Source organism: Pusillimonas sp. SM2304, from assembly GCF_031628915.1.
Lineage (GTDB): Bacteria > Pseudomonadota > Gammaproteobacteria > Burkholderiales > Burkholderiaceae_B > Pusillimonas_C.
Map to the genome: position 1 here is coordinate 121,024 of NZ_JAVLUJ010000002.1, position 13,198 is coordinate 134,221.

Consider the following 13,198-nt stretch of genomic DNA (forward strand, 5'->3'; position numbering starts at 1 on the left):
GTACAATAAAGCGTCCATAACGGACTCTTTGCATTGATATGACTGAATTTCACATGAGCGATACGAAACACGGCAATGGCGGCGCCGCGCCGGTGGTGGGCATTATCATGGGCTCGTCCAGCGATTGGGACATCATGAAGCATGCCGCGTCCATCCTGGAGGAATTCGGCATTGTCCACGAAATGCGGGTGGTGTCGGCGCATCGCATGCCGCTCGACATGGTGGATTACGGCGCAAGCGCATCCGATCGCGGCCTGCGTGCGATCATTGCGGGCGCCGGCGGCGCCGCGCATTTGCCGGGCATGATGGCGGCGCTGACCCCGGTGCCCGTGTTTGGCGTGCCGGTCCCTTCCAAGTACCTGCGCGGCGAAGACTCTTTGCTGTCTATCGTGCAGATGCCCAAGGGCGTGCCGGTGGCCACCTTTGCCATCGGCGAAGCGGGCGCCGCAAACGCCGCCCTGCATGTGGTCGCCTGCCTGGCCACCACTGATGCCGGCTTGCAGCAGAAGCTGATGGCGTTTCGTGCCAGGCAGACGGAAGCAGCCAGGGCCATGGTGGTTCCGCCTCATGTAACGATGTAGCGCTTGGCGCTTTTTTTGCCGCCGGGCCGCTCCGAAGCCTCCCTTGGGAGCCTTTATCCATTTAGGTCTTTTCATGAACGACGCTACACACACTTTTCCAATCGTGCCGGGAGACTGGCTGGGCATGATAGGGGGAGGGCAACTGGGGCGCATGTTCTGCCATGCGGCGCAAAGCCTGGGCTACAAGGTGGCGGTCCTGGACCCCGACGAGCACAGTCCTGCCGGCGCCGTCGCTGAATGGCATATCCGGGCCGGTTACCAGGATAGCGCCGCGCTGGCGCAGTTGTCCGCGCGCTGCAAGGCCATCACCACTGAATTCGAGAACGTGCCCGCCGAGAGCCTGCGCACCCTGGCCTTGCGCTCCACGGTGAGCCCGTCCGGCGATGCGGTGGCGGTGGTCCAGGACCGTATCCGGGAAAAAGCGTTCATCGAGGGCACGGGCGTGCCGGTGGCGCCCTATGCGCCCATACGCGCACGCAGCGATATTGCCGCGGCGCCCGCTGCGCTTTTTCCGGGCATTTTGAAAGTCGCCCGATTGGGCTACGACGGCAAGGGACAGGCGCGGGTGGCAAGCGCGCAGGAAGCGCTGGAAGCGTTTGCGCAGTTCCAGGAAGCCGAATGCGTGCTGGAGGCCATGCTGCCCTTGGCCAGCGAATTGTCGATTGTCATGGCGCGCGGCGCCGATGGCCAGACTGTGCGGTATGCCCCGGCGCAGAACGAGCATCGCGACGGCATTTTGGCTGTGTCAACGGTCGATCCCTCTTTGCTCGACGCGGCGCTGGCCGGCCAGGCGGCCGAATCGGCCGTGCGCATCGCCCAGGCGCTGGACTACGTGGGCGTCCTGTGCGTCGAGTTTTTCGTGCTGCAGGATGGCAGCCTGGTGGCCAACGAAATTGCGCCGCGCCCGCACAACAGCGGGCACTACACGATGGATGCCTGCATCACCAGCCAGTTCGAGCAGCAGGCGCGCGCCACGGCCGGCCTGCCCCTGGGCGACACCGGCAGCCTGTGCCCCGTGGTGATGCTCAATCTTCTGGGCGACCTCTGGTTCGACCCCGCCAGCGGCGCTGAGCGCGAGCCGGACTGGCGCGGCGTGCTGGCCGTGCCCGGAGCCCGGCTGCACTTGTACGGCAAGGCCCAGGCGCGCCGTGGACGCAAAATGGGTCATGTCAACCTGCTGGGCGCCACGCTGGACGAAGCGCGCGAGCGCACGGCGCGTGTGGCGCAGGTTCTGGGCATTGCTTTCCATCCATGAGCGGCCAGGCATCGCCTTTGGGCCCCGATATGGGACGACTGCTGACGGACGCCGCAGCGCGCCTGGCGGCGGGCGGGCTGGTGGCCTTTCCCACCGAAACCGTCTATGGCCTGGGTGCTGACGCCGAGAACACCCAGGCGCTTGCCCGGATTTATGCCGCCAAGGGCAGGCCGGCCAATCATCCCGTGATTGTGCACGTGGCGCCGGAAGCCGATCTGAGCTATTGGGCCGGCGCTATCCCCGCCGAAGCGCGCGCCCTGATACAAGCTTTCTGGCCAGGCCCCCTGACACTGATTCTTCCGCGTGCCGCGCATATTCCCGCCGCCGTCAGCGGCGGCCAGGACTCCGTCGGCCTGCGCTGTCCCTCGCACCCGGTTGCGCAGGCCTTGCTGCGCGAGTTTGCCCGGCTCAAGCCGAACGGCCAAGGAGGGGTGGCGGCGCCGTCGGCCAATAAGTTCGGGCAAGTATCGCCGACCCATGCGGCGCATGTGCGGGCTGAGTTCCCTGAACTGGGGCCTGACCAGTTGCTGGTGCTGGAAGGCGGGCCGTCCCAGGTGGGGATCGAATCCACCATTGTGGATGTGTCGCGCATAGCGCAAGGCGTGGGTCCGGTGCTGCTGCGGCCCGGGCACATCTCGGCGGCGCAGATCGGCGAGGTTCTGGGCGTGGCGCCGGCCCGCCCCGACGAGGCCGCCCCGCAGGTTTCCGGTTCCTTGAAAGCGCACTATGCGCCACGCACGCCTTTGCGGGTGCTGCCGCTGGATCAGTTGCTGGACGCCGCTGGGCGGGATACGTCCGCGCCCTCGGCGGGCCGCACGGCGGCCGTGGTGTTCAGCCTGGATGCGCGCCGCGCTATCCCGGGGGTGGACTGGCTGGAATGCGCAAGTGATCCGGGGCGCTATGCGCGCGATCTTTATGCGCTGCTGCGCCGGCTCGATGGGCAGGGTTATGACCGCATCCTGATGGAGCAGCCGCCGCGTGCGGCGGCCTGGCAGGCGGTGAATGATCGTATCGGACGAGCGGCCGCCGCCTTCGCTACAGACGGCGCATGAATCCGGTCAGTTCGCGGATGACTTTTTCAGGCTGATCGCGCTGGGGAATGTGGCCGCAATCGGCAACAATGCACAATTCGGTATGCGGGGCCAGCCGCTTGATCCCCCGGATTTGCTCCAGGGTGCCGTATTCATCGTTTTCACCCTGGATGGCCAGAATGGGGCACTGTATCTGCGCGACCAGCGCTTCGATATTCCAGTCCCGGAATTCCGGTTTCAGCCATGTGTCATTCCAGCTCCAGAAGACTGAATCGGGATCCCGGTGGTAGCGCCCGAGCTTGTGCTTGAGGTCGGTGGCCAGGTAGACCTCGCGCGCGGCCCGTATCCCTTGCAGCGTGATGTCTTCCACAAAGATATGGGGTGCGGCCACCGCGATGCCTTTGACGCGTTCCGGATACAGGGCGGCATAGAGCAAGGCAATCGAACCGCCGTCGCTATGGCCGAACAGTACGGGGCGTTCGCCGGCCAGGCCCAGGGCCTTGAACAGGGCGGGCAGGGCGTACTGGGCTTCGATGTGCAGGTAGTCGGCCGAGCGCGGCTGTTCAAGCGGGCGCGGGGTGCTTTGCCCGTAGCCATAGCGCGAGAACACCAGCCCCCGGCAATCGGCGGCGCGGCAGGCTTGCTCGGGCCAGTCTTTCCACATCGAAACCGATCCCAGGCCTTCGTGCAGGAACACCAGCAGATCGCTGCCGGTGCTTTCGGGGTTGACCCAATGGCATTCAATGGCGATTTCCGAGCCTGAGTGCTGGATGGGAAGCAAGACGGTGGTGTCGGCGGTTTCTGGCATGGGTTTCCGAAGGATGGGTGTCATAAGCTAGGTGTTTATATTAGGGTTAAACTACTTCGCTTACCAGTTATAGAAAGGTTGTTGGGCCTTGTCATGAAATTTAGCGAGTTTAGAATTGGAATGGTCATCAAGCATGGCCCTGTCGTGGTCAGCCAGGAAGAGATGCTGGCGTTTGCCAAGTCGTACGACCCTCAATGGTTCCATGTCGATCCCGAGCAGTCCAAAGAAGGCCGCTGGGGCGGCTTGATTGCCAGTGGCTGGCTGACATGCAGCCTGGCCATGCGCATGGCGGTGGATGCCGCCTTGCATGATTCCGAATCCTTTGCCTCGCCCGGCCTTGAGCGTTTGCGCTGGATACTGCCTGTGCGTCCGGGCGACGCCTTGCGCCTTGAAGCCACCGTGGATTCTTTGCGAACCTCGTCCACCCGCAGCGATCTGGGCATCATGCGCTGGACTTGGCGCGTGTTCAACCAGAAGGACGAGCAGGTGCTTGAGGTCGAAGCCACCAGTCTGTTCGACCTGGACGCGGCGTCCAGATAAACAAGGGCTGCACCGTTACGGGCAGCCCTTGATGCTTGCTACAGGAACAAGGCGATCGTTTAGAAGAACGCCTGCAGTCCTGTTTGCGCGCGGCCCAGGATCAGGGCGTGGACATCGTGCGTCCCTTCGTAGGTGTTGACCACTTCCAGGTTGACCAGGTGGCGGGCCACGCCGAATTCGTCCGAGATGCCGTTGCCGCCCAGCATATCGCGGGCCAGACGGGCGATGTCCAGCGCCTTGCCGCAAGAATTGCGCTTCATGATCGAGGTGATTTCCACCGCGGCGGTGCCTTCGTCCTTCATGCGGCCCAGGCGCAGGCAGCCTTGCAGGCCCAGCGTGATCTCGGTTTGCATGTCGGCCAGTTTTTTCTGGATAAGCTGGTTTTGCGCCAGGGGGCGGCCAAACTGCTTGCGGTCCAGTGTGTACTGCCGGGCGGTGTGCCAGCAGGCTTCGGCGGCGCCCAGGGCGCCCCAGGCGATGCCGTAGCGCGCCGAGTTCAGGCAGGTGAACGGACCGCGCAGCCCGCTGACCTTGGGCAGCATTTGCCCGGCGTCGATCTCGACCTCGTCCATGACGATTTCACCGGTGATCGACGCACGCAGGCCGACCTTGCCGTGAACGGCGGGGGCCGACAGGCCTTTCATGCCTTTTTCAAGGATGAAGCCGCGGATCTTGCCATCGTCGTCGCCGCCCACCACTTTGGCCCAGACAACGAACACGTCGGCGATAGGCGAATTGGTGATCCACATTTTGGCGCCGCTGACTTTATAGCCGCCGTCGGTCTTGACCGCGCGGGTTTCCATGCCGCCAGGGTCGGAGCCGTGGTTGGGCTCGGTCAGGCCGAAGCAGCCTATCCATTCGCCGCTTGCCAGCTTGGGCAGGTATTTCTGCTTTTGCTCTTCGCTGCCGAATTCATTGATGGGCACCATGACCAGCGACGACTGCACGCTCATCATGGACCGGTAGCCCGAATCGACGCGCTCGACTTCACGCGCAATCAGGCCGTAGCTGACGTAGTTCAGCCCGGCGCCGCCGTATTCTTCGGGGATGGTGGCGCCCAGCAGGCCCAGTTCACCCATTTCGCGGAAAATCGCCGGATCGGTTTTTTCGTTGCGGAAAGCGTCGAGCACGCGGGTGGCAAGCTTGTCTTGCGCGTAGGCCTGGGCCGCATCGCGCACCATGCGCTCTTCGCCGCTTAGCTGGGCGTCCAGCAACAGGGGGTCTTGCCAATGAAAAGAAGGGGCTGCCGACATGATGGGGCTCCGTTGAAAATAAGTTCAGGTTCAAAAATAATCTAGGCTTGGCGGGGCAAGCGCAGGATGCTAAGACTGCGCAGCCTGGGCCTGCTCGCGTATTTTTTGCAAGGTCGTGCTGGGCGAGATGGTTTCAGGATCCAGCAGGCAATGCAGGATGGCGGGTTTGCCGCTGGCCAGGGCGCGTTCGAACGCCGGCGCAAATTGTTCGGTGGTCTCGACCCGCTCGCCGTGACCGCCAAAGGCCTGGGCATAGGCCGCGAAATCGGGGTTCTGCAGGGCGGTTGCCGACAGGCGGGCGGGGTAATGGCGCTCTTGGTGCATGCGTATGGTGCCGTACATGCCGTTATCGATCAGCAGCACGATAATCGGCAGCCCATACTGGACAGCGGTGGCGAACTCCTGGCCGTGCATCATGAAGCAGCCGTCGCCGGCAAAGCACACCACGGTTTTCGATGGGTCGATGCGTTTGGCGCCGACGGCGGCGGGCAGGCCATAGCCCATCGAGCCCGATGTGGGCGCCAGTTGGGTGCCGTAGCGCGTGAAAGCGTGGAAGCGGTGCAGCCAGGTGGCGTAGTTGCCCGCGCCGTTGCATAGGATCGCGTCTTCAGGCAATGTCGTGCGCAGGTAAGCCATGACCTGGCCCATCTGCAGGGCGCCCGGGTGGTTGATTTTCTGTGGGTCGGTCCAGGCCACATAGCTGGCCCGCATGCGGTCGCGTTCGCCGGTCCAGGCGGGTGGCGAGGCCGGCTTCATGCCGGCCAGGGCCTGCGCAAAGGCCATGGGCGACACATTGATGCCCAGGTCGCTCCGGTAGACGCGGTTCAGCTCACCGGCGTCGGGGTGTACATGAACCAGCGTCTGCGCGGGCACCGGTATGTTGAACAAGGTGTAGCTCTGGCTGGCGATTTCCGACATGCGCCCGCCCACCAGCAAGACCAGGTCGGCCTCTTTGATGTAGCGCATTACTTCGGGGTTGCTCCCCAGGCCGACATCGCCCACAAAGCAGGGATGCGCGGTGGAGCACAGCATTTGCCGCCGGAACTGCACCGCAACGGGCAAGTCGTGGCGTTCGGCGAAATCGGCGAACTGGTCGACGGCCTGCTGGTCCCAGCGCGTACCGCCCAGAATCGCGATGGGCTTGCGGGCCCGGGACAGGTGTTGGGCCAGCGCCTGGATCTGCTCTGCGGTCGGGGCGTTTTCGATGACTTCATAACGGGGCGCATCGGCCACTTCGGCCACTTCGACCAGCATGTCTTCGGGCAGCGCGATCACAACGGGGCCGGGGCGGCCCGACGTGGCTACATGAAAGGCGCGCGAGACGATCTCGGGTATGCGCTCGACCTGGTCGATTTCAGTGACCCATTTGGCTTGCGTGCCGAACACGGCGCGGTAGTCCATTTCCTGAAAGGCCTCGCGTTCGCGCATGCCGCGCTCGATCTGGCCGACGAACAGAATGAGCGGGGTGGAGTCCTGCATGGCGATATGCACGCCCGCCATGGCGTTCGAGGCGCCGGGCCCGCGCGTGACCATGCATATGCCGGGCTGGCCCGTGAGCTTGCCATAGGCATCGGCCATCATGGCCGCGCCGCCTTCCTGGCGGCATACGGTGACTTGTATGGCCGCATCGTGCAGGCCGTCGAGTACCGCCAGGTAGCTTTCCCCGGGCACGCAAAATACGTGCTCTGTGCCTTGCGCGAGCAGTTGATCAACAAGAATGTGTCCGCCCAGGCGGGGGCGCAGTGTGGTTTCGGAGGTCGCTTTCATAAGGGATCAGCATAATGTGCGTTGCATGCACAACGCAATTGATAAAATTGCACAATGTCTTGCTCATAACGCAAGATCTACGACGGCGCGGGCAAGCATTGATTCTACCCTCAGGACTGCGATGCTGCGTGACGGGGATCGGGCAGCTCCCTCTGCCTGGTCCACAATATGGTAAACAGGACGCATGAGAAACGGGATACCCAATCTAGGCGCGCTGCAGGCATTCGAGGCAACGGCAAGGCTAGGCTCTTTTTCCAGGGCCGCCGAAGAGCTGTCGCTGACGCACAGCGCCGTGTATCGCCAGGTGACGGGACTGGAGCAGCGCCTGGGCGTGCAACTGCTTACCCGTGTGCGCCGCCGCGTGGCGCTGACCGACGCGGGGGCGGAATATGCGGCCCGTGTGCGGCATCACCTGGAACAACTGGAGAAAGACACCTTCGGCCTGGTGTCGCGTTCGGGCATGGGCCGCAGCCTGCACATTGCCGTGCTGCCTACGCTGGCCACGACGTGGCTGATGCCGCGCCTGCCCGACTTCCAGCGGGCGCATGGCGATATCGCCGTCAGCCTGTCGGTGCGCACCCTGCCGTTTCAGTTCAAAGACCATCCCTTCGATGCCGCCATCTACCATGCAACGCAAATTTGGCCCGACACGGCCGGCATCAAGCTGTTCGACGAGGGTGAGCTGCTGCCGGTGTGCATTCCGGAACTGATGGCGCAGCGGCAGGGCGACGGCATGGACGGATTGACGCATTTGCACATGACTTCCCGCCCCGATGCCTGGCGGCAGTGGTACCAGGCCCAGAATAAAGAGTACATTCCCGCTATCAGCGGCGGACCGCGCTACGAACTGTTCACCATGAGCCTGGCGGCGGTCAGGGCGGGGCTGGGCGTTGCCCTGATGCCGCGTTTTCTGGTGCAGGACCAGATTGCGGCCGGGACGCTGGCAACCCCCGCGGCGGGCGTCCTGAAAGTCCGCGAGGCGTATTTCTTTGGTTATCCGCTCGCCAGCGAACGTTCCGAAGCGCTGGCGTCCTTCGAATCATGGCTGGCAAAGGCAGCCCATTCCAGCAAGGAGATCGTATGAGCAGAATCCAGGCCCGGGGCAGCGCTGCCGCGGATAAGTATGCCGCCCGCCTGCGGAGGACGGGATGGCATCTGATCGCCCTGGGGCTATGGGCCGCCCTGGCGGCAGGGCCCGCAGCCTGGGCATCTGGCCTGCCGGCATTTCTGTTGAAAGCCGATACCGCCAGGCTGGCCGTCGAGGACAAGGAAGACATCAACCCTGAAATGGCGACCGTGCTGGGCCATTCCCAGGCTGTGCATGCGGCGGACTACATGATCAGCAGCGCCAATCCGCTGGCGACGCAGGCCGGCGCGGCCATCCTGGCCGAAGGGGGAAGCGCGACCGATGCCGCCATTGCCGCGCAGATGGTGCTGAACCTGGTGGAACCGCAGTCCTCGGGCATAGGCGGCGGCGCATTCCTGATCGCTTACGACGCCGCGGCGCAGAAGGTCCAGGCCTACGACGGGCGCGAAACAGCGCCTGAAGAGGCGCGCAGCAATCGCTTCATGCAGGGCGGCAACGCCATTCCTTTCTGGAGCGCGGTCAACAGCGGCTTGTCGGTGGGAACGCCGGGCCTGCTGCGCGTGCTGGGCCTAGCGCACAAGGCGCATGGGAAACTGGACTGGGCGCGGCTTTTCGAGCCGGCCATCGCGCTGGCGGAGCAAGGGTTTGCCGTGAGCCCGCGCTTGCACGCCTTGCTGGTCGAGAACACCGATTTGCGCCGCCAGACGGCATCGGCCGCCTACTTTTACGATGAAAAAGGGCGGGCCTGGCCGGTCGGGCATATTCTGAAGAATCCCGCCTTGGCGCAGGTATTCCGTGCTGTGGCGGAAGGCGGGCCGGATGCCTTTTATCAAGGCGCGATCGCGCGCAATCTGGTGGAGGCGGTAGCGGGCCACCCGGTGCCGGGGGACTTGAGCCTGAAGGATCTTTCCGGCTACGAGGCCAAGGCCAGGGAGCCGCTCTGTGCGCCTTACAAGGTCTATGTGTTGTGCGGCATGCCGCCTCCCAGTTCGGGCCCCCTGGCCGTCATGCAGATGATGACGATTCTGTCGCATACGCCTATTGCCACGACGCCGCCCGGCTCGCTCGAGGCGGTGCATTATTTCTCCGAAGCCGGCAAGCTGGCCTTTGCCGACCGGGACGTCTACGTGGCCGATCCGGACTTCATCAATGTGCCGATCAATGCCTTGCTGGATGCGCGGTACCTGGCGCTGCGGGCCGACCTGATCATGCCCCGGCGGACCATAGGCCGGGCGCCGCCCGGCGACCCGATAGGGATGCTGGTCGTGCGCGGGCAAGACGCCTCGCCAGAGCTGCCGTCCACGACGCACATCGTGGCGGTCGACCGGGATGGCGGTGTCATGTCCATGACCAGCAGCATCGAATCGGCCTTCGGCAGCAAGATATTCGTGGACGGCTATCTGCTGAACAATCAACTGACCGATTTTTCTTTGTCCGACGTGGATGCCGAATACAAGCCGGTGGCCAACCGGCTTGAGCCGGGCAAGCGTCCGCGCAGCTCGATGTCGCCCATGCTGGTGCTCAAGGATGGCAAGCCTTATATGGCTATCGGCTCGCCGGGCGGGGCGGCCATCATCAATTATGTAGCGAAAACGCTGGTGGGCGTGCTGGATTGGAACCTGAGTCTGCAGGATGCCATCGACTTGCCGAACTTCGGCAGCCGGAACCGCCATACCGAGCTGGAAAAAAACACCGACCTGCGCGGGATCGCCGATGAATTGCGGGCCATGGGGCATGAGGTGCGAGAGGTTGATTTTCCGAGCGGCTTGCAAGGGATCAGGCTGACGCCCGATGGCCTGGAGGGCGCCGCCGACCCGCGCCGCGAGGGCCTGGCGGCCGGAGGATGAGCGCGGCATGATGGCTGCGCTATGTGGGTGTGCTGCTCTTTGGGGTACGGTTCTGGCTTCTTAGCAGCGTGAGTGCTCGGCCTCGCCTCGACACGATGGCTGCGCTTTTCGCAACGGCCGTCCCGCCGCCGGCCAAGCCTTCACGCTCAAGCGCCACTCAACATACTGAAACCCGCCCTCGTTGCTTTACATCGGTCTTTGGTCTTTCTATGACGCAGCATGCGGGGTGTAGGGCACCGGGCTTAGCTCCTCGTGACTGGTTCGGCGCCTGCGCGCCGAACACCGCATCGCCTAGCTCGTCCGCCCCTTCGGGCTCCCTTCGCCACCGGCTCGCTCAGCCCCGAAAGTCGCCGCAGCCCGGCGCCCTACACCCCGCATGCGTCAACAGAAAACGGACCGCCCACAAAAAAACAAATCCTTCCCAGCGACGAGCTTATCCGCCGCCTCTTCCTAGCCAGGCCGCCGAAAAACTAACGAAACACCACCGTCCGTTGCCCGTTCAGCAAAATGCGGTGCTCTACGTGCGAGCGCACGGCGCGCGCCAGCACCAGCGATTCGACATCGCTGCCTACTTGCGCCAGCTCATGCGCGCCCAGGGCATGATCCACACGCTCGATGTCCTGTTCGATGATGGGACCCTCATCCAGGTCGGCCGTCACATAGTGTGCGGTGGCGCCGATGATCTTGACGCCGCGCGCGTGGGCCTGGTGGTAGGGCCGCGCGCCCTTGAAACTGGGCAGGAAGCTGTGGTGAATGTTGATGGCCTTGCCGGACAGCGCCTGGCAGAGCCGGTTCGACAGAATCTGCATGTAGCGTGCCAGCACCACCAGGTCGACGCGTTCGCGGGCCACGATATCCAGGATCTGCTGCTCCTGCGCATCGCGCGTTTCGGCGTTGACAGGCAAATGATGGAAGGGAATGCCGTAGGCCTGGGCCATGGCGGCATAGTCCTGGTGGTTGGATACAACGCCGGCGATCTCGACGGGCAATTGTCCGCTGTGGGTGCGAAACAGCAGGTCGTTCAGGCAGTGGCCCTGGCGGCTCACCAATATCAGCAGCCGTGCCTTGCGCTGGGCATCGTAAATGTGGGCCTGCATGTCGAATTTGTTTGCAGTAGAGGCAAACGAGGCGTCCAGTTCGGCGACGTCGGCGGCCTTGGGCAGCACAAAATGCACGCGCAGGAAGAAACGCTCGGTTTCCAGGTCGCCGAATTGTTGCGCGTCGATGATGTTGCCGTGCAGGCCCATCAGCCAGCCGGTCACGCTATGCACGATGCCAATGCGGTCGGGGCAGGATAGGGTCAGGATGTAGTCGTTCATGGTTCAGGCTTCGGTCGGGCCGGGTGATGCGTCAAGCGCTGCGCGTACTGCCTGGGCGATGGCCAGGCAGGCGGTCAGCGCGGGCGATTCCAGGCCGAACAGGTTGATCAGGTTGGGAATGCCGTGGGCGGCCGGCCCCATGATGGTGAAGTCGGCAGCCGGTTCGCCGGGACCGACGATTTTTGGGCGGATGCCGGTGTAGCCCGGGTTCAAGGCGCCGTCGGGCAGGGCGGGCCAGTAGCTGCGCACGGCTTCGTAGAACGCGTCGGCGCGGCTAGGATCCAGGGTGTAGTCTTCGCCGTCCACCCATTGCGTGTCGGGGCCGAACTTGGCCTGGCCGCCCAGGTCCAGGGTCAGGTGCACGCCCAGCCCGGCGCTGTTGGGCATGGGGTAAATCAGGTGTTTGAAGGGCGAGCGGCCCGACAGCGTAAAGTAGCTGCCTTTGCAGAAATAGGCTTGCGGTATCAAGCCGGCGGGCTGGCCGTGCAGCTTGCGGGCAACGGCCGGCGCATGCAGGCCGGCCGAATTGATCACGCAGTTGGCTGTCAGCGTCATGGCTTCGTCGCCGTCGAACTCCAGCTCGAATTCGCCCGAATCCAGGATACGCCCCTGGCGGAAAGTGGTGTGGAACACACATTGCGCGCCGTGGTTCTCGGCATCGCCCTGCAGCGCAAGCATCAGGCCGTGGCTATCGACGATACCGGTCGAGGGCGACACCAGGGCCGCGTCGCAAGTCAGCGCGGGTTCAAGCGCTTGTGCCTGGGCGCCGGTGATCTGATACAGGTCGTCGACGCCGTTGCGCTGGGCGTGTTCGGCTATCCGGTGCAGTTGCGCGCTTTGCTCCGGCGTTGCCGCCACAATCAGCTTGCCCAGCCTTTGATGCGGCACGCCGCGTTCGGCGCAATAGTCGTAGAGCAGATGCTTGCCTGCCACGCACAAGCGGGCCTTGAGGCTGCCGGGTTCGTAGTAGATGCCCGCGTGGATGACTTCGGAATTGCGTGAGCTGGTGCCGGTGCCGATGGCCTCGCTGGCCTCGACGACCAACACTTCGCGTCCCGCCAAGGCCAATTCGCGCGCCACAGCCAGGCCGACGACGCCGGCGCCCAGTACGACGCAGTCTATATCTGCTGCCATAGAATGTCCTGCATGATGATGTGACTCCGCCTAATTGCTCGATAGCGGCTCGGTTGACGGGGTCAGGTCGAAATCGCCCGCATGATACACCAGCGGTTGATGGAAGTTGCGATGGCAACGCTCTACCTGCCCGATGAAAATAAGATGGTCGCCCGCTTCGTGCTGCGTCACGTTGCGGCATTCGAACCAGGCCGCGCAGTCGGCGTCGTCCAGCATCAGCGTGCCGCCCGGGGCGCGTGTCAGCGCCAGGCCGTCGAAGCGCCGCGCCTGCGGCCCGTACGCAAACCGCTTGGCCAAGTGCAGTTGGGATGCGCCCAGCACATGGATGACATAGCGCTGGGCTTGCTGGAAATGCGGCAGCGACGATGCGGCGCGCGACAAGGTCCAGAGGACCATGGGCGGTTCGAGCGACACCGAATTGAATGAACTGATGGTCAGCCCCACCGGTTTTGGCTCGGCGCCCGTCTCAGCGGTAATGACCGTGACGCCGGTCGCGAACCGGCCCAGGGCCGAGCGAAAGAAAGCAGCGTCGAAATCGGGAGGAGTTGCCGTCATGCCGGGAGCCTGGAGCCGGCG

The 13,198-nt window shown here is 64.1% G+C and carries 12 protein-coding genes; 6 read left to right on the forward strand and 6 right to left on the reverse strand.

What is annotated here, in order from left to right; all coding sequences use genetic code 11:
• Positions 1-53 precede the first annotated feature (53 nt).
• The 3 genes from purE to RE432_RS09550 all read left to right on the forward strand — a co-directional run bounded on the left by purE (position 54) and on the right by RE432_RS09550 (position 2,888).
• The gene (gene purE / locus RE432_RS09540; protein ID WP_310933195.1) at positions 54-581 is read left to right on the forward strand and encodes a 5-(carboxyamino)imidazole ribonucleotide mutase; all 528 of its coding nucleotides are present in this window, start codon (positions 54-56) and stop codon (positions 579-581) included.
• 73 nt (positions 582-654) lie between these two features.
• Positions 655-1,836 (forward strand): 5-(carboxyamino)imidazole ribonucleotide synthase, encoded by a 1,182-nt coding sequence (locus RE432_RS09545; RefSeq protein WP_310933196.1) that lies wholly within the window; start codon positions 655-657, stop codon positions 1,834-1,836.
• A 29-nt stretch (positions 1,837-1,865) separates the two neighbouring features.
• On the forward strand, positions 1,866-2,888 hold the full coding sequence (locus RE432_RS09550; RefSeq protein ID WP_310933197.1) for an L-threonylcarbamoyladenylate synthase: 1,023 nt from the start codon (positions 1,866-1,868) through the stop codon (positions 2,886-2,888).
• Here the strand turns inward: RE432_RS09550 and RE432_RS09555 are convergent.
• A complete protein-coding gene (locus RE432_RS09555; RefSeq protein WP_310933198.1) occupies positions 2,872-3,675 on the reverse strand; it encodes an alpha/beta hydrolase in 804 nt (267 codons plus the stop codon). The two genes, RE432_RS09550 and RE432_RS09555, sit on opposite strands and share 17 nt — an antisense overlap.
• A gap of 93 nt (positions 3,676-3,768) precedes the next feature.
• Here RE432_RS09555 and RE432_RS09560 point away from each other — a divergent pair, with 93 nt between their 5' ends.
• Complete coding sequence (locus RE432_RS09560) at positions 3,769-4,215, forward strand: MaoC family dehydratase (RefSeq protein WP_310933199.1); 447 nt, start codon at positions 3,769-3,771, stop codon at positions 4,213-4,215.
• 59 nt (positions 4,216-4,274) lie between these two features.
• Here the strand turns inward: RE432_RS09560 and RE432_RS09565 are convergent, their stop codons facing one another.
• Positions 4,275-5,468, reverse strand: a complete 1,194-nt coding sequence (locus RE432_RS09565) for an acyl-CoA dehydrogenase (RefSeq protein ID WP_310933200.1) — start codon at positions 5,466-5,468, stop codon at positions 4,275-4,277.
• 69 nt (positions 5,469-5,537) lie between these two features.
• Positions 5,538-7,235 carry a thiamine pyrophosphate-binding protein gene (locus RE432_RS09570; protein ID WP_310933201.1) on the reverse strand — a complete coding sequence of 566 codons (1,698 nt, stop codon included), beginning with the start codon at positions 7,233-7,235 and terminating at the stop codon, positions 5,538-5,540.
• A 184-nt stretch (positions 7,236-7,419) separates the two neighbouring features.
• On the opposite strand from RE432_RS09570, the gene RE432_RS09575 reads away from it, so the two are divergent.
• Complete coding sequence (locus RE432_RS09575) at positions 7,420-8,319, forward strand: LysR family transcriptional regulator (RefSeq protein ID WP_310933202.1); 900 nt, start codon at positions 7,420-7,422, stop codon at positions 8,317-8,319.
• Positions 8,320-8,399: 80 nt separating this feature from the next.
• Complete coding sequence (gene ggt / locus RE432_RS09580) at positions 8,400-10,169, forward strand: gamma-glutamyltransferase (RefSeq protein WP_409079861.1); 1,770 nt, start codon at positions 8,400-8,402, stop codon at positions 10,167-10,169.
• A gap of 470 nt (positions 10,170-10,639) precedes the next feature.
• Here ggt and purU read toward each other — a convergent pair whose 3' ends face one another.
• The 3 genes from purU to RE432_RS09595 are packed head-to-tail and all read right to left on the reverse strand — an operon-like array spanning position 10,640 to position 13,177.
• Positions 10,640-11,488: a formyltetrahydrofolate deformylase gene (gene purU / locus RE432_RS09585; protein WP_310933204.1), complete on the reverse strand. Its 849-nt coding sequence runs from the start codon at positions 11,486-11,488 to the stop codon at positions 10,640-10,642.
• A 3-nt stretch (positions 11,489-11,491) separates the two neighbouring features.
• Complete coding sequence (locus tag RE432_RS09590) at positions 11,492-12,622, reverse strand: NAD(P)/FAD-dependent oxidoreductase (RefSeq protein ID WP_310933205.1); 1,131 nt, start codon at positions 12,620-12,622, stop codon at positions 11,492-11,494.
• A 30-nt stretch (positions 12,623-12,652) separates the two neighbouring features.
• Entirely contained in the window at positions 12,653-13,177 is a 525-nt protein-coding gene (locus tag RE432_RS09595; RefSeq protein WP_310933206.1) for a flavin reductase family protein, read from the reverse strand.
• Between the last annotated feature and the right edge of the window lie 21 nt (positions 13,178-13,198).